This is a genomic window from Pseudomonas sp. M5A4_2d, from assembly GCF_053345295.1.
In genome coordinates, this window is sequence record NZ_JBKEZW010000001.1 from 1,293,485 (window position 1) to 1,318,494 (window position 25,010).

Genomic DNA, 25,010 nt, shown 5'->3' on the forward strand with positions numbered 1-25,010 from the left:
CTTAATCAAGTTACAAAGGTGGTCCAGTCATGTCTATCCAAGCCCCTGTCGTTCGCTACCACCACGTCGATGCCGATGGCGTGCGCATGTTCTACCGTGAAGCCGGCGACCCGGCCGCACCGGTGATATTGCTGCTGCATGGTTTTCCCAGCTCCTCCCATATGTACCGCGACCTGATCCCGCTGCTCGCCACACGTTTCAGGGTTATCGCGCCAGACTTGCCGGGCTTTGGCTTCACCGAAATCCCTGCCGAGCGTGCTTATCACTACAGCTTCGATAACCTGGCGGTCACTGTCGGGCATTTCGCCGATGCGCTGAAGCTGTCCCGCTACGCGCTATACGTGTTCGATTACGGTGCACCCGTGGGCCTGCGGCTGGCAGTGGCACATCCGGAGCGGGTCAGCGCGCTGGTCTCGCAAAACGGCAACGCTTACCTGGAAGGCTTGGGCGATGCCTGGGCACCGATTCGGGCCTATTGGGCCGAGCCTAGCCAGGCCAATCGCGAGGTGATCCGCACGGCGGTGATCAGCCTGGAGGGCACGCGCTACCAGTACCTGCACGGTGTGAGTCAGCCGGAGCGGGTTGCGCCCGAGTCCTACATGCTTGATGTGCTGTTGATGCAGCGTCCCGGCAATGACGAGATCCAACTGGACCTGTTCCTCGATTACCGTAACAACCTCACGCAGTACCCGGCGTTCCAGGCGTTCTTCAAAGCCACACAGGTGCCCACGCTGGTGATTTGGGGCCAGAACGATCCGTTCTTCATCCCGCCTGGCGCCCACGCTTACAAAGGGGACAACGCGAATGCCGTGGTCGAGCTACTGGACACCGGCCACTTCGCCCTGGAAACCCATGCGGCGCATATCGCTGAACGCATTCATGCCGTGCTGGGCGAGGCCATCGACTGACGGCGCTACACGAAATCCCGACTTCGTCCAGTGAATAAAACAGACTGGCCGGGTGCCAAGGGCCCTGTTAAAACAGCGAAAAGACCGACTACTGCTGGAGACGCATCCCATGAGCACCTGGCCAGACACCCGCATTCTCGACCTGCTGGGCATTGAAGTGCCTATTATCCAGGCCCCAATGGCCGGCGCGACCACTCCCGCTATGGTCATCGCCGCCAATAATGCCGGCGGGCTGGGTTCTCTGCCCGCTGCCGCGCTGAGTCTCGAGCAACTGCGCGAAGCCTTGACCACCATCCGCCAGGCAAGCTCGCGCCCCATTAACGTCAATTTCTTCTGCCATCAACCGCCTGCTGCTGATGCAGTGCGTGATCGCCACTGGAAGGATTTGCTGGAGCCCTACTACCGCGAACTCGGCGCCGATTTTGATGCGCCAACCCCCGTTTCCAACCGCGAGCCTTTCAACGAAGCCGCCTGCAAAGTGGTCGAGGAGTTTCGTCCCGAGGTGGTGAGTTTTCACTTTGGCCTGCCGGAAAAAGCCTTGCTCGACCGGGTAAAAGCCACCGGGGCCAAGGTGCTGTCATCGGCCACCACCGTAGAAGAGGCCATCTGGCTGGAACAGCATGGGTGCGACGCAATCATTGCGATGGGCATAGAGGCTGGCGGGCATCGTGGTTTGTTTCTCAGCGACGACCTTAATACCCAGATCGGCCTGATGGCGTTGGTGCCGCAAATTGTCGACGCCGTGAGCGTGCCGGTGATTGCTGCCGGCGGGATTGGTGACGCGCGCGGGATTGTCGCGGCATTTGCGCTGGGGGCGTCGGCCGTCCAAATCGGTACCGCGTACCTGTTCACCCCCGAAGCCAACGTAACCGCCTCCCACCACTTTGCACTGCGTCACGCCCAGGCCAGCGAGACGGCCCTGACCAATCTGTTCACCGGCCGCCCGGCACGCGGTATCGTCAACCGCGTAATGCGTGAACTCGGCGCGATCAACCCGGCGGCCCCTGCCTTCCCCACCTCCGGCGGCGCCTTGATGCCGCTCAAGGCCAAGGATGATGCGGGCTTCAGCAACCTGTGGTCAGGCCAGGCGCTGCGCCTGGGTAAAGAGCTTTCCACTTATGACCTGACGCGCCAGTTGACCGAGCAGGCGCTGGCCAAGCTCAAGCGCGACTGACACTGGGAACAACTTTGCACTGTACCGGCTATGGCCAACCGCTATATATTTCCATACATAGCGGTAACCCCTTCTGCCTATAACAAGCCGTACAACGCCCAAAGGAGCTGCTTCATGATGATCCGCGCCTCACGCTTGGCCCCCACTGCCCTGGTAACCGTTATTGCCGCCTTTGCCTTTGGCTCGGCCCAAGCCGATGAAGTGCAGGTCGCCGTCGCCGCCAACTTCACCGCCCCGATCCAGGCGATCGCGGCTGACTTCGAAAAAGACACCGGCCACAAACTGGTCGCGGCCTACGGCGCCACGGGTCAGTTCTATACGCAGATCAAGAACGGCGCACCGTTCGAAGTGTTCCTCAGTGCTGATGACACCACCCCGCAAAAACTCGAAACCGAAGGCGACACCGTCAAAGGATCGCGCTTCACCTACGCAGTCGGTACCCTCGCACTGTGGTCGGCGAAAGAAGGCTATGTAGATGCCAAAGGCGACGTGCTGAAAAAGAATGCATTCAAGCACCTGTCCATCGCCAACCCGAAAGCCGCCCCGTATGGCCTGGCCGCCACTCAAGTGCTGGCTAAAGAAGGCCTGACCGACAAGGTCAAGGACAAGATCGTCGAAGGCCAGAACATCACCCAGACCTATCAATTCGTGTCCACCGGCAATGCCGAACTGGGCTTTGTTGCCCTGTCGCAGATCTACAAAGACGGTAAAGTCACGAGCGGCTCGGCCTGGATCGTCCCGGCGGCCCTGCATGACCCGATCAAACAGGACGCCGTGATCCTCGCCAAAGGTAAAGACAGCGCCGCTGCCAAAGCCCTGGTCGAGTACCTCAAAGGTCCGAAAGCCGCCGCGGTGATCAAGTCCTACGGTTACGAGCTGGCCAACTAAATGCCGCTGTCGAGTGCCGATTTTTCCGCGATCTGGCTGACCATCAAGCTGGCGTCACTGACCACCGTGATCCTGCTGGTCATCGGCACTCCGATTGCACTGTGGCTGTCGCGCACCCGTTCCGCGTGGCGCGGCCCCATCGGGGCGATTGTCGCGTTACCGTTGGTGTTGCCACCGACGGTGATCGGTTTCTACCTGCTGTTGACCATGGGCCCCCAGGGTTACTTCGGCCAGTTCACCCAATGGCTGGGCCTGGGCACCCTGACCTTCAGTTTTGCCGGCCTGGTGATTGGCTCGGTGATCTATTCCATGCCGTTTGTGGTGCAGCCGTTGCAAAACGCCTTCTCCGCCATCGGCACTCGCCCATTGGAAGTGGCCGCAACCTTGCGCGCCAATCCTTGGGATACTTTTTTCACGGTGATCCTGCCTCTGGCGCGCCCAGGGTTTATCACTGCATCGATTCTCGGCTTCGCCCACACCGTGGGTGAGTTCGGCGTGGTGCTGATGATCGGCGGCAACATTCCCGACAAAACCCGCGTGGTCTCGGTGCAGATCTACGACCACGTCGAAGCCATGGAGTATGCCCAGGCCCATTGGCTGGCGGGCTCCATGGTGGTCTTCGCTTTCCTCGTGTTGCTGGCGCTCTACTCCAGCCGTAAAACCAAGATGGGCTGGAGCTGAATGATGATTGAGGTACGCCTGAACCTTCACTATTCGGCCTTTGCGCTGGACGTTGACCTGCATTTGCCCGGCCGCGGTGTCACCGCGCTGTACGGCCATTCCGGTTCCGGCAAAACCACGTGCCTGCGCTGTATCGCCGGCCTGGAGCGCGCTGAAGACGGGTTTATCCAGGTCAATGACGAGGTCTGGCAAGACAGTCGCAAGGGGCTGTTTGTGCCTCCGCACAAACGTGCCTTGGGCTATGTGTTCCAGGAAGCCAGCCTGTTTCCTCATCTGTCGGTACGCGCCAATCTGGAGTTCGGCCTCAAGCGCATCCCACGCAGGCTGCGTCATGTGGACATGGCCCACGCGACCGAATTGCTCGGCATCGGCCACCTGCTCGAGCGCCACCCGCAGCATTTGTCCGGCGGCGAGCGCCAGCGCATCGGCATCGCCCGCGCATTGCTCACCAGCCCCCGGCTGTTGTTGATGGATGAACCGCTGGCGGCCCTGGACAGCCAACGCAAAAGCGAAATCCTGCCGTACCTCGAGCGCCTGCACGACGAACTGGAAATCCCGGTGCTGTACGTCAGCCATGCCCAGGACGAAGTGGCGCGGCTGGCCGATCACATCGTATTGCTCAGCGACGGCAAGGCCCTGGCCAGCGGCCCCATCGGCGAGACCCTGGCGCGCCTGGATTTACCCCTGGCCTTGGGCGATGACGCCGGCGTGGTCATCAATGGCAGCGTCAGCGCATATGACGAGCACTATCAGTTGCTCACCCTGCAGTTGCCCGACAGTGCGTTGAGCATGCGCGTCGCCCATACACCGCTGGCGTTGGGCAAACAGCTACGCATCAAGGTGCAGGCCCGAGACGTCAGCCTCAGCCTGCAGGCTGAGGAACACAGCAGCATCCTCAACCGCCTGCCGGTGACGGTCACTCAGGACATTTCGGCGGATAACAGCGCCCATGTGCTGGTGCGCCTGGACGCCGGGGGTACGCCGCTGTTGGCGCGTATCACCCGCTTCTCCCGCGACCAGTTGCAACTACATCCCGGCCAGACGCTGTGGGCGCAAATCAAGGCGGTGGCGGTACTCGCTTAACTTTTTGGCACGCGCGCAAAACCCTGCGGTCAATCAGACATACCGGCCTGATCCGTTGCCAAGGAATTTGCACGATGCCCGACTCTGCCCTGACTGCCGACCTGCCCCGCGACCTGCATTACGTTGACGACACCCAGCCCGGCATTCGCCGTAAAAAGCTGCGCGGCAAATTTCAGTATGTCGACGCCAAAGGCCAGCGCATCACCGATGCCGAGGAAATCAAACGCCTGAATGCCCTGGCCGTGCCGCCGGCCTACACCGACGTGTGGATCTGCGCCGACCCGCGCGGCCATCTGCAAGCGACCGGCCGCGATGCGCGCGGTCGTAAACAGTACCGCTACCACACGCGCTGGCGTGAGGTGCGCGACACCGACAAGTATTCGCGGCTGCAGGAGTTCGGCAATGCCTTGCCCAAACTGCGCAAGCAACTGGAGGCGCAAATCGCCGCCCCAGGCTTCACGCGCGAGAAAGTCCTGGCCACGGTGGTGATGCTGCTGGATGCCACGCTGATCCGTGTCGGCAACACCCAATACGCCCGCGACAACAAATCCTATGGGCTGACCACCCTGCGCAACCGGCATGTGGACGTCAAGGGCAGCGAGATCCAGTTCCAGTTTCGCGGCAAGAGCGGCGTCGAGCATCAGATCAGCGTCAAGGACCGACGCCTGGCCACGGTGGTCAAGCGTTGCCTGGAATTGCCGGGGCAGAACCTGTTTCAGTACCTGGACGAAGACGGTGAGCGCCACACCGTCAGCTCCCACGACGTGAATGCGTATTTGCACAGCCTGACCGGCGCCGACTTCACCGCCAAGGATTACCGCACCTGGGCCGGCACTGCGATGGCGCTGGCGGTGCTGCGGGAATTGGCGTGGCAACCGGAATCCGACGCCAAGCGGCATGTGGTGGCCATGGTCAAGGATGTCGCCAAGCAACTGGGCAACACCCCGGCAGTGTGCCGCAAGTGCTATATCCACCCGGCGGTGCTGGAGCATTTCAGCCTGGGTGAACTGTCCAGTTTGCCAAAACCGCGCAAGCGCACGGGCTTGAAAGCCGAGGAAGTCGCCCTGGCGATGTTCCTCGAACAATTGGCCGCTGACTTGCCGAAGAACGCCAAGGTGCGTTAGCCTTCGCGTCCCTTCTGACTCACGGGATGACCGCCGACGTGAACAACTAAGCCTTCCAAAATGTATCTGCAACGAGCCGCCCGGCGCGCTTGTTGGCCTGTTCGACATTTTTTTGGAGGTGCTGATGACTGACGTCAAACGGCTGCCCGTACTCGTATCCCTGCAACACGTGTCCTTCCAGTTCGCCAATGGCGAGACCCTGCTGGAAGATTTGAACCTGTCGATTGATCACACGCCCACCGGGATTGTCGGCCGTAATGGTCGCGGCAAAAGTATCCTGGCGAAGTTGATCGCCGGGGCACTGACGCCCTCCTCCGGCACGCTCGACCGTAAGGCCCGCGTGGCGTACGTCACACAGAACCCGGTGGTTGAAGCGGGAGCAAGCGTCGCCTGTTTCACCCGCACCGCCGAGGCCCTGGCCGCGCTTGAGCGCATGGCCGGGGGCGCACCCCAGGCCGATGACCTCGAAGTGATCGACGATCGCTGGGACCTTGCCGAACGTCTGCGCGCAGCACTTGATAGCGCAGGTTTGCAAGCGCTCGGTTTTGACGCCCCGGCCGATCAGTTGAGTGGCGGCCAACAGGCCAGGGTCGCCGTGATAGGTGCGCTGCTGGCGGCGCCGGATTTGCTGGTGCTGGATGAGCCCACCAATCACCTCGACAGCGCCGGCCGTGAATGGCTGCTGAACATCCTGGGCGAATGGCGTGGTGGCCTGGTGGTGGTCAGCCATGATCGGCAGTTGCTCAATACCTTGGCGCGCATCATCGAGCTTTCGCCCCTCGGCGCACGGGTGTACGGCGGCAATTATGATGCCTATCGCCGGCAACGCGACACCGAACAACAGGCGGCGGTTGCCGCACTTGAGCACGCTCGCCTGGAGCGCAGCCACGAACGCAAGCGCCTGCAAAAGGATCACGACAGCCTGCAATGCAGTGCCGCCCACGCGCGCAAACACGCAGAGACCGCCAATGTCTCGCGGTTTACCAAGGCCCGCTGGAAAGGCGCTGCCAAAGAAATCGTCAGCACGGTCCGCAGCGCACATCACGCGTATAAAAACGAGCTTGATGGGCACGTGCGCGAAGCCTATGCGCGTGTTGTCGATGAAAGCCCCACCCTGCTTGCACTGCCCGGCTCGGCCCTGCCCAACGGACGACACGTATTGACGCTGGAAAACGCCCAACTGCCATGGCTCGACCCACGGCAACCTTCGGCGTACGTCACGCTCGACCTGATGGGCCCGGTACGCGTGGCCGTGCGCGGCCCAAATGGGTGCGGCAAATCCACGTTGCTCAAACTGCTTGCGGGCCAATGGCAGCCTGTCAGCGGCGACTGTGCGGTGCACGTACCCTGTGCGTATATCGATCAACAGCTCGCGCTGTTGGACGATCAGCGTTGTATCGTGGAGCAGCTCAATCTACTTGATACTCCGCTGGCCGAAGCGCAACTGCGCACGCGCCTGGCCTTGCTGCAACTGGATGCTTTGCGCGTCACTCAACCCGTCGGCCGATTGAGTGGCGGTGAGCGTTTGAAGGCTGCAATGGCGATTGCCTTGTGGCGTGAAGTACCGGCGCAACTGCTGCTACTGGACGAGCCGACTAACCATCTGGACCTGGAATCGGTGCTGGCTTTTGAACAGGCGCTGCAAGGTTTTACTGGCGCAGTGGTCGCGGTGTCACACGACGAAGCGTTTGTGCAGGCGATTCGGCCAACCCATCACTTCATCTGGCAGCCGGCGGGATGGCGACTGGTGTGTGTCTGAGGTCATTGCATGCGCAACCAAAGCGCACTACGGTGGTGGCCGAATAATCTCACCGAGGAGCCCGGCCCCATGCTGCCTTCATCCCACAGACCTTACGCCAATGCGGCGCTCGCCCATCGCCAACGCTGGCGCGGGCGGGTCGGTTTGATGCTGGTGGCCAGCCTTTCCGTGCTGGCAGGCATGACCGATGCGATTGGCTTTATGGCCAGCGGTGATTTTGTCTCGTTCATGAGCGGTAACACCACGCGCCTGGCAGTGGCGATCAGCGCAGGTGACCTCGGCCTGACCGGGCGCTTGCTGTTGCTGGTGCTGGTGTTTGTGGTCGGCAACGCCTTGGGCGTGGTGGTCAGCCGGGTCAGTCGGCGGCATGCACTGCCGTTGCTGATGTGCATCGCCACCTTGTTGTGTGGTGCAGCCGTTTGGCCCTATGACGATGCCTTGCCTGCGCTGCTGGCAGCGATTACGGCCATGGGCATGCTCAATGCCGCGGTGGAAGAGGTCAACGGCCTGCCGGTGGGCCTGACCTATGTGACCGGTGCGCTGTCACGTTTTGGGCGCGGGCTCGGGCGCTGGATGCTCGGGGAGCGACGCAACGGTTGGCGGGTGCAACTGGTGCCGTGGGCCGGGATGTTTGTGGGCGCGGTGATCGGCGCGGTGCTGGAGCATCAGCTTGGCCTCAAGGCGCTGCTGGTCAGTGGCGCATTGGCCGCCTTGCTGGGGTTGGTGTCGCTGAAGATTCCTCGGCGCTGGCACCTGGGCTACATGCCACGCTAAGAAGAAAGGAGGCCCGCCCGACGTTTCGGCCTCGACATCCGTGTACTGGTAAAGAGCTATCACGTCGAGCGAGCGGAAAGAATGATAAGCCAATGCCTGCCAGCTGTCCCGCCGGGCATTTCCGAATATCACTAAGGCAAAGGATTACAGACAGGTTGCGAGTGCAGCCAAACGGCGTTTAGCCGGCATCGAGTCCTGGGCCGCGTAGTAGTTCACGCTGGAACCCGCGCCCGCGGCGCGCACGTCGACAAAATAATCGCCGCCGGTGGTGTAGACGGTAAAACCACCTGCCTCAAGAGGTTCCTTGAAGCCCCCGGCGTCTACGCCAAATACCGCTTCGTCCTGCCAGCCGAACTGAATGCATTGGGCAACCACCAGCGTGGCCTTGTCCGACGCCAGGGTCTTGTAAGGCTGACCTGCGCGCGCGTCTTTCATCTTCGAGCCCGCGCAACCGGACAGTGCAGCCACTAACAATGCGCCAATTACCACCTTGTGCATGCCATCGCCTCCTTGTAAAAAATGCGACTCTACCATTAGCCAGCGACACCCAAGGATTATTCAGTCACCCTGTCGCCTACTTGCAACCTCGCTTCTACCTGGAAACCCGATGACCCCCAACGCCGAGCGCTACAACCCTTCCACCGACTACGCCGACAAGCTGGTCAGCCGCATTGGCCAGACACCCGCGTGGATCGCCAAGCGTATCGGCGTCACGGACAAGCGCATCCGCTACATTCTCGATGGCGAGCGCACCGTCAAGGGCGAAAGCACGCCGATCCAGATGACCTACACCGAGCAGTTCGCCCTGGAATGCCTGGCGGCTGAAGCGAAGGCCAAGAAGAAGCCGTTACCGGCCGCCGAATGAATTTAGTTTCACTGTGAAGGGACACCACGACGCCTATAGTCAGCAGGCTCATTTTTAAGAAGTCTCCCTTCTGCCCGCTCTCCCGCGGGCTTTTTTTCGCCCCCGATTCAGCGCCACCAGCGAAACAGATAGAACAACGCCATGCTCAACAGCACGGTGATCAATACGCTGCGCGTCCAGAACATCAATGCCACGGCGCAGATACCGGCCAGCAAGTAGGGGTTGGCCGGGCTCAGGTTGAGCGTGTGATCCGCGAGGAAAATAATCGGCCCGCAAATCGCCGTGAGCATGCCCGGCACCGCAAACCCGAGAAACTCGCGCGCACCACGGTTGAGGCGTACCGGCAGGCGTGGCTCGATAAACAGGTAACGGTTGAGAAACACCACCAGGCCCATGGCCACAATCATGATGTAGATCATTTCAGCCCTACTCCCAATCGTTTGCAGGCAAACCCTGCGCTCATCCCCAGCACGCCGGACACCACCACCGCCGATTCCCAGTGCAGGTAACTCAGCCATACCGAGCACAGCAGGGAAACTGCGACGCACACCACGGTAGGCACGTCGCGCACTACGGGGGTGATCAACGCGATAAACGTCGCGGCGATTGAAAACTCCAGCCCCAATTGATCAAGGCCGGGAATGCTTTTGCCAAGCACGATGCCGGCCAGAGTAAAGAGGTTCCAGATGATATAGAACGTCAGGCCGACGCCCAGGGCATACCAGCGGTTGAAGGTCTCACGGTCATAGTGGTTGACCAGGGCGAAGAACTCATCGGTCAGCAGAAACCCCAGGCTCATGCGCCAGCGAGTGTTAAGCGATGAGAGTGTCGGGCGCATGTGCATGCCATAGAGCAAATGCTGGGAAGTCAGCAGCAAGGTGGTCAGCACAATCGAAATCAGGCTGGCGCCACCCTTGACCATACCGATAGCCACCAACTGGGCTGCACCGGCGAAGACAATGGCGGACAAACCCTGGGCTTGCAGCGGGGTAAATTGCGCATCAATGGCCATGGAGCCGGCCAGCAGCCCCCAAGGGGCACAGGCCAGGGACAGCGGAATAACGGCAATTGCGCCGCGTCCGAAGGCGTAATGAGGTAAGGCTGTAGGCATGGAGACGGCTCATCGACAGACAGTCGACAAGCATGCCAGCGTCATACGGAGCTTGTCTTGAACGATCGTGCTCAGGCGAGCCTTACCGAGACCTGTTCAACCGAGTCGCGCGCTTCGCGCAGCTCGTAGGCATCCTGGTTTAGCCGGTGAATAGTATTGAGCAGCCGTTGGCGCAGCACTTCATCACTGAGTTTTTCGACGGCGCGCATCAGGTCAAACGCCGCGGTTTCGTTGTTATCCGCGACGGAATCGAGGGTCTTGCGCAGGTTACGAGTGGCACGGGTCACGCGGGTTCTTCCTTCATCAGTAATGGCAGGCACTTTAGGACATGCGTGTTTCAGTTTAATTTCAGTCAGTTGTGGCTGTTTTGCCGGCGGTTGATCCACATCAAACGAATTCAGGATTTGACCTACATATATGGCTATACGTATATTCGAATAATCATATGTATAAAGACCTTGATCATGTCTGACCTCCTCTCCCCGCCCACCCTGTTCAAATGCCTGGCCGATGCCACCCGCGCACGCTTGACGTTATTGATCCTGCGCGAGGGCGAACTTTGCGTGTGCGAACTGATCCATGCTCTGGACGACAGTCAACCAAAAATCTCCCGCCACCTGGCGCAACTGCGCAGTTGTGGGTTATTGCAGGACCGTCGCCAGGGCCAATGGGTCTATTACCGCATCAATCCGGCATTGCCCGCCTGGGTGACACAGGTGCTCGACACCACTTTGCAAGCCAACCAGCCATGGTTGCAAAACGACGCGCTGCGTCTTGATGCAATGGGCGACAGACCACAACGCGCCAGCAATTGCTGCTGAGCCATCGGAGCGTTTACTCATGCTTGTCGCAATTGCGATTTTTATCTTCACCATTGTCCTGGTCATCTGGCAGCCCAAGGGCCTGGGGGTGGGTTGGAGTGCAACAATGGGGGCGATCCTGGCCCTGGCGTGTGGGGTCATCAGCCTGTCTGACATTCCGGTGGTGTGGCACATCATCTGGAACGCCACCGGCACTTTTGTCGCGCTGATCATCATCAGCCTGTTACTCGATGAGGCCGGGTTCTTTGCCTGGACCGCGCTGCATGTGGCGCGTTGGGGCCGGGGGCGTGGTCGACGGCTGTTCGCCTACATGGTGCTGCTCGGCGCACTGGTCTCGGCACTCTTTGCCAACGACGGCGCGGCGCTGATCCTGACACCTATCGTGATGTCGATGCTGCTGGCGCTGCGCTTTTCCCCGGCGGCGACCCTGGCATTCGTCATGGGCGCAGGATTTATCGCGGACACGGCGAGCTTGCCGTTGGTGGTATCGAACCTGGTGAACATCGTTTCGGCGGATTACTTCAAGATCGGTTTCAACGAATACGCCGCAGTCATGGTGCCAGTGAACCTCGTCAGTGTTGCCGCCACCCTGGCGGTGCTGCTGTGGTTTTTCCGCCGCGACATTCCCCAGGTCTACGACCCGGCCGACCTGGAAGAGCCGGCCAGTGCCATCCATGACCGCGCGACCTTTCGCGCCGGTTGGTGGGTACTGGGCATTTTGCTGGTCGGCTGTTTCGCCCTGGAGCCACTGGGCATTCCCATCAGTGCGATTTCCGCCGTGTGCGCTGTATTGCTGCTGGTCATCGCCGCCAAAGGCCACAAGATTTCCACGCGCAAAGTGTTGAAAGGCGCGCCGTGGCAGATCGTGATCTTTTCTCTGGGCATGTACCTGGTGGTCTACGGCCTGCGCAACGCCGGCTTGACCACCTACCTGGCGACCTGGCTCGATACCTTCGCCACTTACGGCGTGTGGGGCGCGGCCATGGGCACAGGTGTGCTGACGGCCCTGTTGTCATCGGCGATGAATAACCTGCCGACGGTATTGATCGGCGCGCTGTCCATCGAGTCCAGCCATGCGGTCGGCGTGGTCAAGGACGCGATGATCTACGCCAACGTAATAGGCAGTGACCTGGGCCCGAAAATTACCCCCATCGGCAGCCTGGCGACGTTGCTGTGGCTGCATATCCTGGCGCGCAAAGGCATCACCATCACCTGGGGTTACTACTTCAAGGTCGGGATCGTGCTGACCTTGCCGGTGCTGTTGATCACCCTCGCCGCCCTCGCTTTGCGCCTGAGTATCTGAAGGAGATACCGAAATGAAAGTCCTGTTCATGTGCACTGCGAACAGTTGTCGCAGCATCCTGTCCGAAGCGGTATTCAATCACTTGGCGCCGCAAGGCTTCGAGGCGATCAGCTCCGGCAGCTTCCCCAAGGGCCAGGTCCTGCCGCGCAGCCTGGGCGCGTTGCAGGCGGCGGGCATCAGCACCGAAGGTTTGTACAGCAAGGGCAATGATGCCTTTGAAGGCAGCCCGCCGGACCTGGTCATTACCGTGTGCGACAAGGCTGCCGGAGAGGCATGCCCGGTGTATTTCGGGCCGGCGCTGAAGGCGCACTGGGGGTTGGAAGATCCGTCCGATGTTCAGGGCGACGATGAACATCTCGACGCCGCGTTCAACGCAACGATGGACATCATCGCCACCCGCTGCCAGGCGTTTTTCGCCCTGCCCTTTGCCCGCCTGGGCCCTGTTGAACTGAAGGCTGAGCTCGACCGCATCGCGCGGTTGTAGCCGGAGAACCTGATGACTACGCTGCCTAACCTCGACACGACGCTGTCTTCGCCCGTGCATACAGAGCCGACTCACCCGCCGCGCATCCTGTTGCTTTACGGCTCCACCCGGCCCCGTTCGTTCAGCCGTTTGCTGGTGGAGGAAGCCGCGCGCCTGTTACGCCACTTCGGTGCCGACACTCGGATTTTCAACCCGTCCGGGCTGCCTCTGCCTGATGATGCACCCAACGACCATCCCAAAGTCCAGGAGCTGTTGGACCTGATGCAATGGTCCGAAGGCCAGGTCTGGTGCTCTCCAGAACGTCATGGCTCGATGTCGGCAGTGTTCAAGGCGCAACTTGACTGGGTGCCGCTGGCGTTGGGTGCCGTGCGGCCCACCCAGGGCAAGACCTTGGCGGTGATGCAAGTGTCGGGCGGCTCGCAATCCTTCAACACCGTCAATCAACTGCGCGTGCTCGGACGTTGGATGCGCATGTTCACCATCCCCAATCAATCCTCGGTGCCCAAAGCATTCATGGAGTTCGACGACCACGACCGCATGAAACCGTCGGCGCTTTACGACCGCGTCGTCGATGTGATGGAAGAGCTGGTGAAGTTCACCTTGTTACTGCGCGACCGCCCGGACCTGGTAGACCGTTACTCGGAGCGCAAGGAAAGCGCTGATGAGCTGTCGCAGCGGGTCAACCAACGGTCGATTTGATCGACCCTGCCAGCGTATGCTCAAGCAAACCGCTTCCCGAGCTGAATGATGAGCGCCATTCAACACGCCTGGCTGGGCAACTACGAAGTCAGCAGCACCACCTGCACCGGCCTGACCTTTGCCCGTCACAGCCATGATGAGTGCGTGATCGGCGTCAACCTTGTCGGTGAGGAAAAAGTCTGGCTCGATCGCCGGGAGTTCGAGGCCGGGCCGGGCACCATCACCTTGTACAACCCGGGTCAGATCCAGGGCGGCGGCGCGGCTGAGGGAGCGCCTTGGCACTTTGTCAGCCTGTACGTCACCGCGGATCAACTGGCGGCTGACCTGGGGCTGTCGCACCTGGAGTTTGATCGCTCGCTCTGCTTTCAACCTGACCTCGCGCAACGCGTGGCCGCGGCCGTGAAAGGCGCCTTGAGCAACGATACGTGGGTCCGCGAATTCAATGAGGAAGCCCTGGTGTTACGGTTGGGAGAAGTGGTCGGCGTCAGCGGTGTACGCTTGCCTGGCAGCACCAATACCGGCAACCGCATGATCGGTCGCGCCCAGGAATTGCTCGCCTCGCACCTGCATCAGTCACTGCCCCTGGACGAGCTGGGCAATGAATTGGGACTGTCCAAATTCCATCTGTTGCGTGTCTTTCAAAAAGAAACCGGTATGAGCCCCAGACAATGGGCCATGCAACTGCGTACCTGCCGCGCCAAAGGACTGTTGCGCAACGGCGTCTCGGCCAGTGAAGTCGCCCATGGCCTGGGCTTTGCCGACCAAAGCCACCTCAATCGACACTTCCGCGCCGCCTATGGCATCACCCCTGGCCGCTATCAAAGCGTGTTGAAACGCTGAACAGCGCAATCTGGTTCAAGACGCCTGCCTCGACAGACACCACACTGCCCGCCTCTTTTGAAGGAAAGCGGGCATGTTGACGATCTTTTTTTACGCGCTGGTATTCGGGTTTGTGTTTTGCCTTTCTCCCGGCGCGGTGCTGGCAGAGACATTGCGCCGTGGCTTGCTCCACGGCTTTACGCCGGCCCTGCTGGTGCAGATCGGCTCACTGGTGGGCGATGCGGTGTGGGCGGTCATCGGCCTCACCGGCATCGCCCTGCTGATTCAACATGATGCAGTACGCGTGCCGCTGACCATCGTGTGCGCGCTGTACCTGGCCTGGCTGGGCGTGCGCAGCCTGATCGATGCCTGGCATTTGCCCGAACCCAGTCACGCACCGGCCAGTTCCGGGCGCAATGCGCTGGCGGTGGGGGCGGCCATTTCCCTGGCTAACCCGAAGAACATTATTTACTGGGGTGCGCTGGGCAGCGCTTTGTCCGGCATCGTCGGCGCCACGCCCAGCCACGGGCAAACCCTGATGTTTTTTGCAGGGTTCATGCTCGCGTCGGTGCTGTCATGCTTTCTGATTGCCGCGCTGGTCAACCTGCTGCGCAAGAACGCATCAGCGTTGTGGCAGCGCATCAGTTATGGCACGTGTGGTGGGGTATTGATCTATCTGGCCGTTCTGGCGGCACATGGCATATGAAGTTATATAGTGCGTAACTTCCGCCTCGGCTAATCTGAATGAACTCTGAACACAGGGTATTTTAATTAATCATGCGTTGACATTTTGTAACCGTCTGAGTAGATTGCCCCTGCCCACAACTGGGGCCTTTTTTAAACCTCACAAAAGAAGCCAATGGACACAGTATCTAGTCGCTGTCCGAGCACCGCTATTGCGGGCATCGGGCGCCAAACCCAGAATATGACAGGACTCGCCTTCCAGGTCCGGTAAGCTGCGCTAGAGCTTGATGCTCCACCGTAACTGCCTCACCGGTCGCTCGTCCGGTCCCGAGGTGTGTTATGACCTTCCAACTCATTGCTTTACCTGATGTTCGTACACTGGCCGCAGCCTTGCGCGCCAAGTTGTGCCGCGAGCCCGTAGGTTTTTCGCCTACTCGCGCAGCCTTTGCTGCACCCTTCCCCCAAGCAAATAAAGACCAAGCGCGCCCGGCTCCCCCGCTGGCGCACTGGCGTGTCTGCCCTGCCAGCGGCCAATTGCTGCAGCAATGGGATCACGCCGACCCTCAAGACCCGCAGAGACCGAAGGTTTCCAGACTGGCACACGCTGGCCTGATGCTCGGACTTTACGTGAGCACTCGCGCCGCTTAACCCGGCTGGAAACAGCAACTTTCTAATTGATGTTCTGGAGTTCTTTATGAACACGTCCAGTAGTAGCCCGCTGCGCGTTAGTTAATTAACGCGCGTTTGGCGGGCACACTAGAAGTTATGTAGATACTTTATTTAAACCGATCGCGAAGTCCGCGGCTCGGCATGCTTTCGCTCGCCTGTATTCAGGTAAGTACCGGGTATGTTTTGTCGAGAATTGGCGACAGGAGTACAGACAATGAGCGCCGTAAAAAACACGCCTCTGCACAAGAAAAATGGCACCGCTACCGACACCAAACTGTCGATGCGTGCCGCCCGTGAAGCCCAGAACGGCCTGTCGGCCACCCTTGCCAATGTGCGAGCCACCCAGGATGGTTTAACCGAACTGGACGCCTCGGCGCGTCTGCAACGTGAAGGCTACAACGAAGTGGCCCATGACAAGCCGCCTCACGCCATCGTCCAGTTCCTGCAGGCACTGAACAACCCGTTCATCTACGTACTGCTGACATTGGCCGGCATCAGCTTTGTCACCGACTACTGGTTGCCGCTGCAGGCCGGTGAAGAAGTCGACCTGACCAAAGTCATCATCATCATGCTCATGGTCTTGCTCAGCAGCCTGCTGCGTTTCTGGCAGGAGCACCGCTCGGCCAAATCCGCCGAGGCCCTGAAAGCCATGGTGCGCACCACGGCCACGGTGCTGCGTCGTGAGCAAGTCGGAGCCCAACCGACCCTGCGTGAAGTACCGATGCGCGACCTGGTGGCCGGCGACATCGTGCAGCTTTCCGCCGGCGACATGATCCCGGCCGACATCCGCTTGATAGAGTCCCGCGACCTGTTTATCAGCCAGGCCGTGCTGACCGGCGAAGCGTTGCCGGTCGAGAAGTACGACACCCTCGGCGACGTCACGCAAAAGTCCGCGATACCGGCAGCGGCCGACCAAGGCAACCTGCTGGACCTGCCGAACATCTGCTTCATGGGCACCAACGTCGTCAGTGGTCGCGCCAAAGCCGTGGTGGTCGCCACCGGCCCACGCACCTACTTTGGCTCCCTGGCCAAAGCGATTGTCGGCTCGCGGGTGCAAACCGCTTTCGATCGTGGGGTGAACAGCGTCAGCTGGCTGCTGATCCGTTTCATGCTGGTGATGGTGCCGATCGTGTTCTTCCTCAATGGCTTCTCCAAAGGTGACTGGGGCGATGCGTTCCTGTTTGCACTGGCGGTCGCCGTTGGCCTGACCCCTGAAATGCTGCCGATGATCGTCAGCGCCAACCTGGCCAAAGGCGCCAACGCCATGGCCAAGCGCAAAGTCGTGGTCAAGCGCCTCAACGCGATTCAGAACTTCGGCTCAATGGACGTGCTGTGCACCGACAAGACCGGCACCCTGACCCAGGACAAGATCATCCTCGAGCATCACGTCAACGCCTTTGGCCAACGTGATGATGCAGTGCTGTCCCTGGCCTGGCTCAACAGCTTTCACCAGAGCGGCATGAAAAACCTGATGGACCAGGCCGTGGTGCAGTTCTCGGAACAGAACCCGAAATTCCAGGTGCCGTTTGCCTACAGCAAAGTCGATGAACTGCCGTTCGACTTTGTACGCCGTCGCCTGTCGATCGTGGTCAAGGATGCCGCCGGCGACCAGTTGCTGGTGTGCAAGGGCGCGGTGGAAGAGATGCTGAGCATTTCCACGCACGTCATGGAAGGTGGCGATGCCGTCCCGCTGGATGAGCGCCGCCGTGAAGAGTTGCTGACGCTGGCGAACGACTACAACGAAGATGGTTTCCGTGTACTGGTCGTCGCCACCCGCAACATCCCGAAAGCACTGGCACGCCAGCAGTACACCACGGCCGATGAACGCAATCTGGTGATCCAGGGCTTCCTGACGTTCCTTGATCCACCGAAGGAAACCGCAGGCCCGGCGATTGCCGCACTGCAACAAATCGGCGTCGCGGTGAAAGTGCTGACCGGCGACAACGCGGTGGTCACCAGCAAGATCTGCCGTCAGGTCGGCCTCGAGCCTGGCCAGCCGCTGCTGGGTGTGGAAATCGAAGCGATGGATGACGCAACCCTGCTGCGCCGCGTGGAAGAGCGCACAGTGTTTGCCAAGCTCACGCCACTGCAGAAATCCCGGGTACTCAAAGCGTTGCAAGCCAACGGCCACACCGTGGGCTTCCTCGGCGACGGCATCAACGATGCACCGGCGCTGCGTGATGCCGATGTGGGCATTTCGGTGGACAGCGGCACTGATATCGCCAAGGAATCCGCCGACATCATCCTGTTGGAAAAGAGCCTGATGGTGCTGGAAGAAGGCGTGCTCAAGGGCCGCGAAACCTTCGGCAACATCATGAAGTACCTGAACATGACGGCCAGCTCGAACTTCGGCAATGTGTTCTCGGTGTTGGTCGCCAGTGCGTTTATCCCGTTCATGCCGATGCTGGCGATCCATCTGCTGCTGCAAAACCTGATGTATGACATCTCCCAGCTGGCCTTGCCATGGGACAAGATGGACAAGGAATACCTGGCAAAACCACGCAAGTGGGATGCGAAAAACATCGGCCGCTTCATGATCTGGATCGGGCCGACCTCGTCGATCTTCGACATCACCACCTTTGCATTGATGTGGTACGTGTTCTCCGCCAACAGCGTGGAAATGCAGACCCTGTTCCAGTCCGGCTGGTTTATCGAGGGGCTGCTCTCGCAAACCCTGGTCGTGCACATGTTGCGTACCCGCAAGATCCCGTTCTTCCAGAGCACGGCCGCCTGGCCGGTGTTGATGATGACCGCCATCGTCATCGGGCTGGGCATCTACGTGCCGTTCTCGCCGCTGGGCACCCTGGTGGGCCTGGAGCCGTTGCCGCTGGCGTACTTCCCATGGTTGGTCGGCACCCTGCTCGCCTACTGCTGCGTCGCCCAACTGATGAAGACGATCTACATCCGCCGCTTCAAGCAGTGGTACTGATCACCCCCGCCGTTTAAACGGTGGCGGTCGCCCGGCCGCCACCGTGCAACACAAGGACACTCCCTATGCGCGTCTTGATCTGTGCAGGTCGTCATTACGCCGACACCAAAAAGTCCCGCCAAGTGCTGGACGCTTACCACCGCCTGCGCCCCGTGCAGGTATTGATTCACGGCGGCAACCAATTCCTGGGCAGCGACATCGAGGAATGGGCGCGAGAAATCGGCATCGACGTGGTGCGCTACCCGCCCAATTGGCAACGCCATGGCAAGCAGGCGGAACGCCAGCGCAACCATTTCATGCTGACCGACAGCCGGCCCGACGTGATCATCGCCCTACCGGGTGGTGACGACACATCGGAGTTGGTCTGCCAAGCCAAAACCAGCGGCATTTCGGTGCTGACCGTAGAAAGCTGAATTCAAGCGAGGTGCATCATGCACAAAAAACACACCCCTCAACACGCGGACGGGTTTGCCAAATATCGCGCGCGTCATTACCGCGGAGCCCGCCAGACCCTGTTGCTGTTGCCACCGGCCAAGCGCCGCGCGCTGCAACGTAACCTGATCTTTATTGGCACAACCCTGGGCCTTATTTTGCTGACCGCCCTGTTCTCGAAAGCCCAGGCGGCCGGCGGCGCCTATGTAGTCGACGACGGTGCGGTTAACGAGCCGGGCGAATGCAATGTTGACGCCTGGTACACAGCCGATCGCCACCAGGGCAACATCCATAGCCAAACCCTGAACCCGGCCTGCACGTTCAGCTCACTGCCCTATGTGCAATGGAGCGCCGCACTGTCGCGCGCCAGCAATGCAGGCGATGCCGAGACCCAGGTCAGCCCGCAAGTAAAGGCGCAGGTGTGGTCACAAGAAGACTTGGGGCTGCAGATAGCAGTGTCTGCCACCAGCCATTTTGCGCTGGACCGCCAACATGCGTTCGACGGTGCGGACTTGAATGTGCCGTTGACCTGGCAACCCATTCAAGCACTGCGCCTGAACCTCAACGGTGGCTGGACACATGCCTATAACGGCGGCGAGCAAAACCATCGCCTGACCTGGGGCACCGGCTTCGAGTATCAGGTGGCGGATGCACTGACGCTGATCGGTGAGCGCTATGGCCAGGAAGGCGGCGACCAGGCCTGGCAGGCCGGGCCGCGGTTCCATGTTGGCAAGCTGGTCGACGTGGACGTGGTCGTCGGGCAAAGCCTGACCGGGGACCGCAACCAGTGGTTGACCACCGGCGCGACCGTGCGCTTCTAAGGTTTGGCCTGCTGCTCCAGGTGCAGTTGCAACTGTGGGTCAAGTTGCAACTGCCCCGCCAGTTCGTCCAGGTAGGTGCGCTCCGCGGCCTGCTGATCATTGACCAGCATTACGCTGGCCAGGTAGATCTCCGACGCCAGCGCGGGGTCATGGGCATACTCGGCAAAATCGGCTGCACTCAGTGGCTTGGCGACTTCGGCGTCGAGCCACTGTTGCAACTGTGGGTCATCGGTATGGCGGCCGATCTCGGCAGAAATCATCTGTTGTTCCTGATCGTCGATCTTGCCATCCGCCTTGGCTGCGGCGATCAGGGCTCGTAATAGCGCATGGCTGTGGGCCTCGGCTTCCGGGCCTTGAAGTTGGTCGACCGTCTGGAAGGCTTGCTGCGGGGCGGTTGCCTGTTGGCGCTGCCAAGCCTGGTATGCCTGAAAAGCCGCCATCCCCAGGGATGCCAGCGCTGCGTAGTTCATCCCACCGGCACGTGCTTGCGTCGTACCGCTGGCGGGCGCACCGCCCAACAAACCGCCAAGCCCTCCGAGCAACCCACCCAGACCACCGCTGGCGGGGGCATTGCCGGTGTTGTTACCTTTCAATAAGCCACCCAACAGCCCACCCAGGCCGCCGCCTGAGGAGGTGCCGCCTGACTGCCCGGCGCGTAGCAGTTGTTCGAGTAGATCGCTGGTGTTCATCGTGTTGCTCTCCCGGAGCGTAGTAGTGGCGTTCATCAACCATAGACCGCTCCGGCGGGAACACCATGACCGCCGGGCGGGCACGCTTTATGATGGGGTCATCCCGCCAAGAGAGCACACCTGTGAACCGCATCGAGCACATTGCGTTGATGGCCAACTACAACCAGTGGATGAACCGCAAGCTGTATGACGCCGCGAGCACGCTGACAGAAACGCAGTTGGCGGCGGACCGACACGCATTTTTCGGCTCGATCCTTGGCACGCTGAATCACCTGACATTAGGCGATACGGTCTGGCTCAAGCGGTTTGCCCAGCACCCGGCAGGCTTTGCGGCCCTGGCGCCGCTAAGTAGCCTGGCCATGCCTGTGGATTTGAAGCAGGTGGCCTTCGGCACGCTTCGCGAACTGTCGGACCGTCGCGCCTGGCTGGATCAACTGATCATTGATTGGGCACACAGCCTTCGCGAGCCCGACCTGGATCATCGCCTGCACTACCACAACATGCGCGGTATGGCGGCGAACAAACCGTTCTTCAGCTTGCTCGTGCATTTTTTCAATCACCAGACCCACCACCGGGGCCAGGCAACGACGCTGCTGACCCAGGCGGGTGTGGATGTCGGCGATACGGACCTGCTGGCACTGATTGACTGATTTCAGCCGGCGCTGAACGCGGCGTAGGCCTGCATCAAGCGTGGAAAGTCTTGCGGCTCGGGCAATCGCGCAAAGCTTTCGACGGCAGGCGTGGTGGCCCAAGGCAGTTTTTCACAGGTCCAGGTTTCCATGAACGGCACGTAGTCGCGGGCGTTATCCAGCAAGGTCGCACGCACGTTGACAAACTCGTCGATGCCATGGGGGCGTGTAAACAGCCAACTCATGCAATGCGGGCAGCAATAGTGACGGTCCACACCGTGCAAGCCGCCGATAACCGGGCAGCCCTGGGTGACGGTGAAGCCGGCCGCGGGAATCAGGGCGCTGAGGGAGAACGCGCTGGAGGTCATTTTCTGGCAACCGCTGCAGTGGCACGCCATGGTGATAACGGTTGGCAGGCTGATGCTGAAACGCACCCGGTTACAGCGGCAACTGCCTTCCAGCGGCAGGTTTTCGACGCTCATCATTCATTCCTTTTTTATGTTTTTTGGTCTGACAGGCTAACGTAAACCCGCGTAAGGGCAAAACCGAACGCTGCGCCGCACATGGGGTCGTAACTATAAGGCGACGGGGTTACTGCCCCGCCCCGCTTGCGCGCAACCGCTGCTTTTGGGATGCGCGCTCCCCCATAAGAAGGAGATGCTTACATGGTCACTCACTTCAAGGTCGCCGGGCATTTGGCCTGCGGCCACCACAGCACCGACCTCCCTTCCAGCACCGAGCTGAACCGAGTCAAATGCCGTACCTGCCGTAATACCGACGCCTACAAAGAAGCGCGTCGTACCCAACGCAATGCCGCCCGCCGCACCGCGCGCAAAGCCAAGCCCCATACCGCCAGTGACTGGCGCAGTGCATGGACACAACGCCTGACCGACCTGCCCGGATTGCAGCGTTTGCCACGCGGGTTCAGCGGGCAGCCATTTGTTTGATTGCTAGACTCACTCAGGTGCTGAAAAGATAATCACCAGGTTCCCATCAGGATCCTGAAGCAACGCGGAAGTATTGCCCCATGGCATTTTCGTCACGGGCATCATCACTCCCGCGTTGCTGACCTGAAGCAGAAGCGCCTCCACATCATCCAACTTGAGACTCCAGGATCGCTGAACGGTTGCTGGCTGCGACGGCCAGCCCGTTGTGATGCCGGCGGATCAAGCGCGCGTCACTTATCGCCAACACGTGAGGTGCGAAACACCTCGCCATAAAGCCGGGCTACCCGTGTAGATCACTGATCTGACAAGCTTTTTCAGCTTTGCATCAGTGCAAGAAACGAGCTTTCAACCTTGCATCCAAACGCTTGGGTCTATATATTCCCAACCCTGCTGCAACGCGCTGCCGCCCGAATGGCGAAACTGGTAGACGCATGGGACTTAAAATCCCCCGCTCGTAAGGGCGTCCCGGTTCGATTCCGGGTTCGGGCACCATAGATATCAAGGGCTTGCATGATGAACTTCATGCAGGCCCTTATCTTTTCCGCTCCGCAATTCCACAGCCCGCTTCGCAGCGGTTTCTCCACGGCGTCCTGCCGAACAAACACCAAATCCTCATGGTGCTGGAATATCTTAAATAACGGGCCACGGTCCAGCTTACTGGTCCAGCTCTGGCCAATCATTTCGCGGCGCATGCCCATTAAGGTTTGGTGGGCATGCTGGCCGGCCGTAAATCCCCCTTTCATAATTTCTTTTCAAAACGCTTACAAAATCTGTAACGCAGCGCTTTTAGCGAACTCTAGGTCTACAACGCTCACTGACCTAAAGGAAATCCCATGCCTTCTTCAATGTATTCCCGTTTTCTCCGCCAGCCGTTTGAAGTCGAGTTCATGCGCTGGGTGCTGGTCTTGATATTCCTTATGTTTGGCTACACGAAATGGTTTGATTACGAAGCCCAGGCATTGATCCCGCTGATCAGTCACAGCCCCCTCCTTTCCTGGATGTACGGTGTATTTGGCACTCAGGGCGCAAGTTATGCGCTAGGCGCAGCTGAATGGACTATCGGCCTGGGCCTGGCCATCGGTGCATGGTCGCCAAGGATCGCGCTGATTGCCGCCGCCGCCTCCTCCGTGACCTACCTGACAACCGCCAGTCTGCTCCTGACTACTCCGGGCGGCTGGGAGGCTTCGGCGGGTGGTTTCCCGGCCATGGGCGGCGCCAGCTCTTTTCTGATCAAGGATCTGGTGTTGATGGCCGGTTCGTTGGTGCTGCTCAAGAACGCGGCGCAACAACTGACGACATGCGCCAAATAGCTTGTTGCCACACTGGCCATCGTGAGTAAGTACCACGCTAAGAAATTGCGGCAGTCGTAAATGAAATGAGGCCCCGTCCGACCACGATTGTCTAAGCTCAAAGCGACTGAGGGCTGGGCCATGTGCGGAAGACTTTCACAGTACCGGGGCATTCACGACTTCGTTGCCGCGCTTGGCATGCCCAATGCTTTGGCGAGCAGCGTGGGTGACCAGCCGATCGAGCACTACAACGTGGCGCCGACAACCCAGGTAGCCCTGCTGCACGTCCAGGGCGAGTTGCTGCTGGCCGATCCGGTGCGATGGGGATGGCGGCCGCATTGGGCCAAGGACCGCGCCACGCCAATCAACGCGCGCGTCGAGAAGGTCGCACTCAGCCCGTTCTTCCGGGCGATCTGGCCACACCGGGCAATTACGCCTATCGACAATTGGTTTGAGTGGGTAGATGAAGGTGGGCCGAAGAAACAGCCTTACCTGATCCGTAGACGGGATGGCTGCCCGGTCCTGTGTGCGTCCATTGGCCAACTGCCGGATGCCGATGAAGGTCCGAGCGAACATGACGGCTTTGTGATTATCACCGCCGACAGTGCTGGCGGTATGGTCGACATTCACGACCGCCGGCCGGTGGTGCTGACACCGGAACTCGCGCGCGAATGGCTGGACCCGGCCACGCCAAAGGCGCGCGCCGAGCAGATGGTGCTGCACCAGGGCGAACCCTCAGAGGCCTTCGAATGGTTCAAGGTGGACAAGGCAGTAGGGAATGTCAGGAACCAGGGGCCGCAGCGGATCAAGCCATTGCTTTAGTGTTCACCCGACTAATGCAGCAATACCGTTAGGACGATGCATCGCCCATGTACTGAGGGGTTGCGGCTAATCACTGTCTAAGACTCAACGTTCACCACCCCATGAAGACGTGCTAGGTTGAGGCGGCTTCAGATCGCTCGCGAATGGAAATTTTCCAACTGACAAGGATTGGTTATGACCCGAATTTTTAAGCAAGACGAAAATATTTTTAACGCAGCAGACTCCGTCAGACGCTTTGGATATGCCGCGATAGAAGGCACCAAGTCGTCCGCTGAACCGTACTGCAATCGTGTTATTGAGGCGTTGTCTGCGTACGACGACATTGACGCGATAAAAAGCTATCTCAATGTAAAAAAGCAGGGCTATCTGTATTTTGTATATGACGCTCGAAAACTCACATTAGACGAAGTGCGTCCCCGGATTGAGCTGGTGGATTTTAGAAGCGCGCCCTAAGGCATTCGGCGCGAAGTGAAAAACCGCCACTGCGTGCTAATTTTTCCGCCCTAAAATGCAGGTCAGCGAGCCACAGCCCTGACATACGCCTGGCATGCCCGCAGCGGGGGGCATAGAAGCAGGTTCGATAAGCCTAGCCCTGAAACTCTTTTT

The 25,010-nt window shown here is 60.0% G+C and carries 31 protein-coding genes and 1 tRNA gene; 25 read left to right on the forward strand and 7 right to left on the reverse strand.

The window, feature by feature from the left end; all coding sequences use genetic code 11:
- The first annotated feature begins 29 nt into the window (after positions 1-29).
- The 8 genes from ACLBW8_RS05920 to ACLBW8_RS05955 all read left to right on the forward strand — a co-directional run bounded on the left by ACLBW8_RS05920 (position 30) and on the right by ACLBW8_RS05955 (position 8,391).
- Positions 30-908, forward strand: a complete 879-nt coding sequence (locus ACLBW8_RS05920) for an alpha/beta fold hydrolase (RefSeq protein ID WP_447804861.1) — start codon at positions 30-32, stop codon at positions 906-908.
- Positions 909-1,017: 109 nt separating this feature from the next.
- Positions 1,018-2,082, forward strand: coding sequence for an NAD(P)H-dependent flavin oxidoreductase (locus tag ACLBW8_RS05925; protein ID WP_447804862.1), 1,065 nt, complete (start codon positions 1,018-1,020; stop codon positions 2,080-2,082).
- A 114-nt stretch (positions 2,083-2,196) separates the two neighbouring features.
- On the forward strand, positions 2,197-2,970 hold the full coding sequence (gene modA / locus ACLBW8_RS05930) for a molybdate ABC transporter substrate-binding protein (protein ID WP_447804863.1): 774 nt from the start codon (positions 2,197-2,199) through the stop codon (positions 2,968-2,970).
- On the forward strand, positions 2,971-3,651 hold the full coding sequence (gene modB / locus ACLBW8_RS05935; protein ID WP_447804864.1) for a molybdate ABC transporter permease subunit: 681 nt from the start codon (positions 2,971-2,973) through the stop codon (positions 3,649-3,651).
- 3 nt (positions 3,652-3,654) lie between these two features.
- The gene (modC, locus tag ACLBW8_RS05940; RefSeq protein ID WP_262664789.1) at positions 3,655-4,734 is read left to right on the forward strand and encodes a molybdenum ABC transporter ATP-binding protein; all 1,080 of its coding nucleotides are present in this window, start codon (positions 3,655-3,657) and stop codon (positions 4,732-4,734) included.
- Positions 4,735-4,808: 74 nt separating this feature from the next.
- Positions 4,809-5,858, forward strand: a complete 1,050-nt coding sequence (locus tag ACLBW8_RS05945; RefSeq protein WP_447804865.1) for a DNA topoisomerase IB — start codon at positions 4,809-4,811, stop codon at positions 5,856-5,858.
- 124 nt (positions 5,859-5,982) lie between these two features.
- Positions 5,983-7,617, forward strand: a complete 1,635-nt coding sequence (locus ACLBW8_RS05950) for an ABC-F family ATP-binding cassette domain-containing protein (protein WP_447804866.1) — start codon at positions 5,983-5,985, stop codon at positions 7,615-7,617.
- Positions 7,618-7,686: 69 nt separating this feature from the next.
- Positions 7,687-8,391 carry a YoaK family protein gene (locus ACLBW8_RS05955; RefSeq protein ID WP_447804867.1) on the forward strand — a complete coding sequence of 235 codons (705 nt, stop codon included), beginning with the start codon at positions 7,687-7,689 and terminating at the stop codon, positions 8,389-8,391.
- 144 nt (positions 8,392-8,535) lie between these two features.
- Here the strand turns inward: ACLBW8_RS05955 and ACLBW8_RS05960 are convergent, their stop codons facing one another.
- Complete coding sequence (locus tag ACLBW8_RS05960) at positions 8,536-8,889, reverse strand: hypothetical protein (protein WP_447804868.1); 354 nt, start codon at positions 8,887-8,889, stop codon at positions 8,536-8,538.
- Positions 8,890-8,998: 109 nt separating this feature from the next.
- Here ACLBW8_RS05960 and ACLBW8_RS05965 point away from each other — a divergent pair, with 109 nt between their 5' ends.
- A complete protein-coding gene (locus tag ACLBW8_RS05965; RefSeq protein WP_064452540.1) occupies positions 8,999-9,256 on the forward strand; it encodes a hypothetical protein in 258 nt (85 codons plus the stop codon).
- A gap of 107 nt (positions 9,257-9,363) precedes the next feature.
- Here ACLBW8_RS05965 and ACLBW8_RS05970 read toward each other — a convergent pair whose 3' ends face one another.
- From ACLBW8_RS05970 to ACLBW8_RS05980, 3 genes are all read right to left on the reverse strand, one after another.
- On the reverse strand, positions 9,364-9,675 hold the full coding sequence (locus tag ACLBW8_RS05970) for an AzlD domain-containing protein (RefSeq protein WP_447804869.1): 312 nt from the start codon (positions 9,673-9,675) through the stop codon (positions 9,364-9,366).
- Complete coding sequence (locus ACLBW8_RS05975; RefSeq protein ID WP_053255941.1) at positions 9,672-10,367, reverse strand: AzlC family ABC transporter permease; 696 nt, start codon at positions 10,365-10,367, stop codon at positions 9,672-9,674. Before ACLBW8_RS05975 ends, ACLBW8_RS05970 begins: the two co-directional genes overlap by 4 nt.
- Before the next feature lie 71 nt (positions 10,368-10,438).
- Complete coding sequence (locus tag ACLBW8_RS05980; RefSeq protein WP_064452543.1) at positions 10,439-10,654, reverse strand: hypothetical protein; 216 nt, start codon at positions 10,652-10,654, stop codon at positions 10,439-10,441.
- Between the two features lie 177 nt (positions 10,655-10,831).
- On the opposite strand from ACLBW8_RS05980, the gene ACLBW8_RS05985 reads away from it, so the two are divergent.
- The 10 genes from ACLBW8_RS05985 to ACLBW8_RS06030 all read left to right on the forward strand — a co-directional run bounded on the left by ACLBW8_RS05985 (position 10,832) and on the right by ACLBW8_RS06030 (position 20,028).
- Entirely contained in the window at positions 10,832-11,188 is a 357-nt protein-coding gene (locus ACLBW8_RS05985) for a metalloregulator ArsR/SmtB family transcription factor (protein ID WP_064452544.1), read from the forward strand.
- A 19-nt stretch (positions 11,189-11,207) separates the two neighbouring features.
- Positions 11,208-12,491, forward strand: coding sequence for an arsenic transporter (locus tag ACLBW8_RS05990; protein ID WP_064452545.1), 1,284 nt, complete (start codon positions 11,208-11,210; stop codon positions 12,489-12,491).
- A gap of 13 nt (positions 12,492-12,504) precedes the next feature.
- The gene (locus ACLBW8_RS05995; RefSeq protein ID WP_447804870.1) at positions 12,505-12,975 is read left to right on the forward strand and encodes an arsenate reductase ArsC; all 471 of its coding nucleotides are present in this window, start codon (positions 12,505-12,507) and stop codon (positions 12,973-12,975) included.
- 9 nt (positions 12,976-12,984) lie between these two features.
- Positions 12,985-13,674, forward strand: coding sequence for an arsenical resistance protein ArsH (gene arsH / locus ACLBW8_RS06000; RefSeq protein WP_447805024.1), 690 nt, complete (start codon positions 12,985-12,987; stop codon positions 13,672-13,674).
- A 48-nt stretch (positions 13,675-13,722) separates the two neighbouring features.
- On the forward strand, positions 13,723-14,514 hold the full coding sequence (locus tag ACLBW8_RS06005; RefSeq protein WP_447804871.1) for a helix-turn-helix domain-containing protein: 792 nt from the start codon (positions 13,723-13,725) through the stop codon (positions 14,512-14,514).
- A gap of 73 nt (positions 14,515-14,587) precedes the next feature.
- A complete protein-coding gene (locus ACLBW8_RS06010; protein ID WP_064452549.1) occupies positions 14,588-15,199 on the forward strand; it encodes a LysE family transporter in 612 nt (203 codons plus the stop codon).
- 317 nt (positions 15,200-15,516) lie between these two features.
- Positions 15,517-15,825, forward strand: coding sequence for a hypothetical protein (locus ACLBW8_RS06015; RefSeq protein ID WP_447804872.1), 309 nt, complete (start codon positions 15,517-15,519; stop codon positions 15,823-15,825).
- A gap of 235 nt (positions 15,826-16,060) precedes the next feature.
- The gene (gene mgtA / locus ACLBW8_RS06020; protein ID WP_432751795.1) at positions 16,061-18,775 is read left to right on the forward strand and encodes a magnesium-translocating P-type ATPase; all 2,715 of its coding nucleotides are present in this window, start codon (positions 16,061-16,063) and stop codon (positions 18,773-18,775) included.
- A 65-nt stretch (positions 18,776-18,840) separates the two neighbouring features.
- A complete protein-coding gene (locus tag ACLBW8_RS06025; RefSeq protein WP_064452551.1) occupies positions 18,841-19,188 on the forward strand; it encodes a DUF2493 domain-containing protein in 348 nt (115 codons plus the stop codon).
- A gap of 18 nt (positions 19,189-19,206) precedes the next feature.
- The gene (locus ACLBW8_RS06030; RefSeq protein WP_262664796.1) at positions 19,207-20,028 is read left to right on the forward strand and encodes a hypothetical protein; all 822 of its coding nucleotides are present in this window, start codon (positions 19,207-19,209) and stop codon (positions 20,026-20,028) included.
- Here ACLBW8_RS06030 and ACLBW8_RS06035 read toward each other — a convergent pair.
- A complete protein-coding gene (locus ACLBW8_RS06035; RefSeq protein ID WP_447804873.1) occupies positions 20,025-20,717 on the reverse strand; it encodes a DUF533 domain-containing protein in 693 nt (230 codons plus the stop codon). The genes ACLBW8_RS06030 and ACLBW8_RS06035 overlap by 4 nt on opposite strands.
- Before the next feature lie 122 nt (positions 20,718-20,839).
- Here ACLBW8_RS06035 and ACLBW8_RS06040 point away from each other — a divergent pair, with 122 nt between their 5' ends.
- The gene (locus tag ACLBW8_RS06040) at positions 20,840-21,367 is read left to right on the forward strand and encodes a DinB family protein (RefSeq protein ID WP_447804874.1); all 528 of its coding nucleotides are present in this window, start codon (positions 20,840-20,842) and stop codon (positions 21,365-21,367) included.
- Positions 21,368-21,369: 2 nt separating this feature from the next.
- Here the strand turns inward: ACLBW8_RS06040 and ACLBW8_RS06045 are convergent, their stop codons facing one another.
- A complete protein-coding gene (locus ACLBW8_RS06045) occupies positions 21,370-21,828 on the reverse strand; it encodes a GFA family protein (RefSeq protein WP_447804875.1) in 459 nt (152 codons plus the stop codon).
- A 183-nt stretch (positions 21,829-22,011) separates the two neighbouring features.
- Here ACLBW8_RS06045 and ACLBW8_RS06050 point away from each other — a divergent pair, with 183 nt between their 5' ends.
- Entirely contained in the window at positions 22,012-22,293 is a 282-nt protein-coding gene (locus ACLBW8_RS06050; RefSeq protein WP_447804876.1) for a hypothetical protein, read from the forward strand.
- Between the two features lie 9 nt (positions 22,294-22,302).
- On the opposite strand, the gene ACLBW8_RS06055 is transcribed toward ACLBW8_RS06050, so the two are convergent.
- Positions 22,303-22,437 carry a hypothetical protein gene (locus ACLBW8_RS06055; RefSeq protein ID WP_447805025.1) on the reverse strand — a complete coding sequence of 45 codons (135 nt, stop codon included), beginning with the start codon at positions 22,435-22,437 and terminating at the stop codon, positions 22,303-22,305.
- A 261-nt stretch (positions 22,438-22,698) separates the two neighbouring features.
- On the opposite strand from ACLBW8_RS06055, the gene ACLBW8_RS06060 reads away from it, so the two are divergent.
- The 4 genes from ACLBW8_RS06060 (at position 22,699) to ACLBW8_RS06075 (ending at position 24,857) form a co-directional block, all read left to right on the forward strand.
- A tRNA-Leu gene (locus ACLBW8_RS06060) sits at positions 22,699-22,785 on the forward strand.
- Positions 22,786-23,126: 341 nt separating this feature from the next.
- Positions 23,127-23,603 carry a YkgB family protein gene (locus tag ACLBW8_RS06065; protein WP_128589300.1) on the forward strand — a complete coding sequence of 159 codons (477 nt, stop codon included), beginning with the start codon at positions 23,127-23,129 and terminating at the stop codon, positions 23,601-23,603.
- Positions 23,604-23,723: 120 nt separating this feature from the next.
- On the forward strand, positions 23,724-24,404 hold the full coding sequence (locus ACLBW8_RS06070; protein ID WP_447804877.1) for an SOS response-associated peptidase family protein: 681 nt from the start codon (positions 23,724-23,726) through the stop codon (positions 24,402-24,404).
- Between the two features lie 174 nt (positions 24,405-24,578).
- The gene (locus ACLBW8_RS06075) at positions 24,579-24,857 is read left to right on the forward strand and encodes a hypothetical protein (RefSeq protein ID WP_447804878.1); all 279 of its coding nucleotides are present in this window, start codon (positions 24,579-24,581) and stop codon (positions 24,855-24,857) included.
- Positions 24,858-25,010: the final 153 nt, after the last annotated feature.

Excerpts from the sequence above, each read along its gene's own strand:
- ACLBW8_RS05955 (WP_447804867.1), top strand. The coding sequence starts at position 7,687 with ATGCTGCCTTCATCCCACAGACCTTACGCCAATGCGGCGCTCGCCCAT.
- ACLBW8_RS05950 (WP_447804866.1), top strand. The coding sequence starts at position 5,983 with ATGACTGACGTCAAACGGCTGCCCGTACTCGTATCCCTGCAACACGTG.
- modC (WP_262664789.1), top strand. The coding sequence starts at position 3,655 with ATGATTGAGGTACGCCTGAACCTTCACTATTCGGCCTTTGCGCTGGAC.
- ACLBW8_RS06075 (WP_447804878.1), top strand. The coding sequence starts at position 24,579 with ATGACCCGAATTTTTAAGCAAGACGAAAATATTTTTAACGCAGCAGAC.
- ACLBW8_RS05995 (WP_447804870.1), top strand. The coding sequence starts at position 12,505 with ATGAAAGTCCTGTTCATGTGCACTGCGAACAGTTGTCGCAGCATCCTG.
- ACLBW8_RS05990 (WP_064452545.1), top strand. The coding sequence starts at position 11,208 with ATGCTTGTCGCAATTGCGATTTTTATCTTCACCATTGTCCTGGTCATC.
- ACLBW8_RS05975 (WP_053255941.1), bottom strand. The coding sequence starts at position 10,367 with ATGCCTACAGCCTTACCTCATTACGCCTTCGGACGCGGCGCAATTGCC.
- ACLBW8_RS06025 (WP_064452551.1), top strand. The coding sequence starts at position 18,841 with ATGCGCGTCTTGATCTGTGCAGGTCGTCATTACGCCGACACCAAAAAG.
- ACLBW8_RS05985 (WP_064452544.1), top strand. The coding sequence starts at position 10,832 with ATGTCTGACCTCCTCTCCCCGCCCACCCTGTTCAAATGCCTGGCCGAT.
- ACLBW8_RS06065 (WP_128589300.1), top strand. The coding sequence starts at position 23,127 with ATGCCTTCTTCAATGTATTCCCGTTTTCTCCGCCAGCCGTTTGAAGTC.
- ACLBW8_RS05960 (WP_447804868.1), bottom strand. The coding sequence starts at position 8,889 with ATGCACAAGGTGGTAATTGGCGCATTGTTAGTGGCTGCACTGTCCGGT.
- ACLBW8_RS06030 (WP_262664796.1), top strand. The coding sequence starts at position 19,207 with ATGCACAAAAAACACACCCCTCAACACGCGGACGGGTTTGCCAAATAT.
- ACLBW8_RS05925 (WP_447804862.1), top strand. The coding sequence starts at position 1,018 with ATGAGCACCTGGCCAGACACCCGCATTCTCGACCTGCTGGGCATTGAA.
- mgtA (WP_432751795.1), top strand. The coding sequence starts at position 16,061 with ATGAGCGCCGTAAAAAACACGCCTCTGCACAAGAAAAATGGCACCGCT.
- ACLBW8_RS06035 (WP_447804873.1), bottom strand. The coding sequence starts at position 20,717 with ATGAACACCAGCGATCTACTCGAACAACTGCTACGCGCCGGGCAGTCA.
- ACLBW8_RS06005 (WP_447804871.1), top strand. The coding sequence starts at position 13,723 with ATGAGCGCCATTCAACACGCCTGGCTGGGCAACTACGAAGTCAGCAGC.
- ACLBW8_RS06045 (WP_447804875.1), bottom strand. The coding sequence starts at position 21,828 with ATGAGCGTCGAAAACCTGCCGCTGGAAGGCAGTTGCCGCTGTAACCGG.
- ACLBW8_RS05945 (WP_447804865.1), top strand. The coding sequence starts at position 4,809 with ATGCCCGACTCTGCCCTGACTGCCGACCTGCCCCGCGACCTGCATTAC.
- ACLBW8_RS06050 (WP_447804876.1), top strand. The coding sequence starts at position 22,012 with ATGGTCACTCACTTCAAGGTCGCCGGGCATTTGGCCTGCGGCCACCAC.
- ACLBW8_RS05970 (WP_447804869.1), bottom strand. The coding sequence starts at position 9,675 with ATGATCTACATCATGATTGTGGCCATGGGCCTGGTGGTGTTTCTCAAC.
- modA (WP_447804863.1), top strand. The coding sequence starts at position 2,197 with ATGATGATCCGCGCCTCACGCTTGGCCCCCACTGCCCTGGTAACCGTT.
- modB (WP_447804864.1), top strand. The coding sequence starts at position 2,971 with ATGCCGCTGTCGAGTGCCGATTTTTCCGCGATCTGGCTGACCATCAAG.
- ACLBW8_RS06010 (WP_064452549.1), top strand. The coding sequence starts at position 14,588 with ATGTTGACGATCTTTTTTTACGCGCTGGTATTCGGGTTTGTGTTTTGC.
- ACLBW8_RS05965 (WP_064452540.1), top strand. The coding sequence starts at position 8,999 with ATGACCCCCAACGCCGAGCGCTACAACCCTTCCACCGACTACGCCGAC.
- ACLBW8_RS06070 (WP_447804877.1), top strand. The coding sequence starts at position 23,724 with ATGTGCGGAAGACTTTCACAGTACCGGGGCATTCACGACTTCGTTGCC.
- ACLBW8_RS06015 (WP_447804872.1), top strand. The coding sequence starts at position 15,517 with ATGACCTTCCAACTCATTGCTTTACCTGATGTTCGTACACTGGCCGCA.
- ACLBW8_RS05920 (WP_447804861.1), top strand. The coding sequence starts at position 30 with ATGTCTATCCAAGCCCCTGTCGTTCGCTACCACCACGTCGATGCCGAT.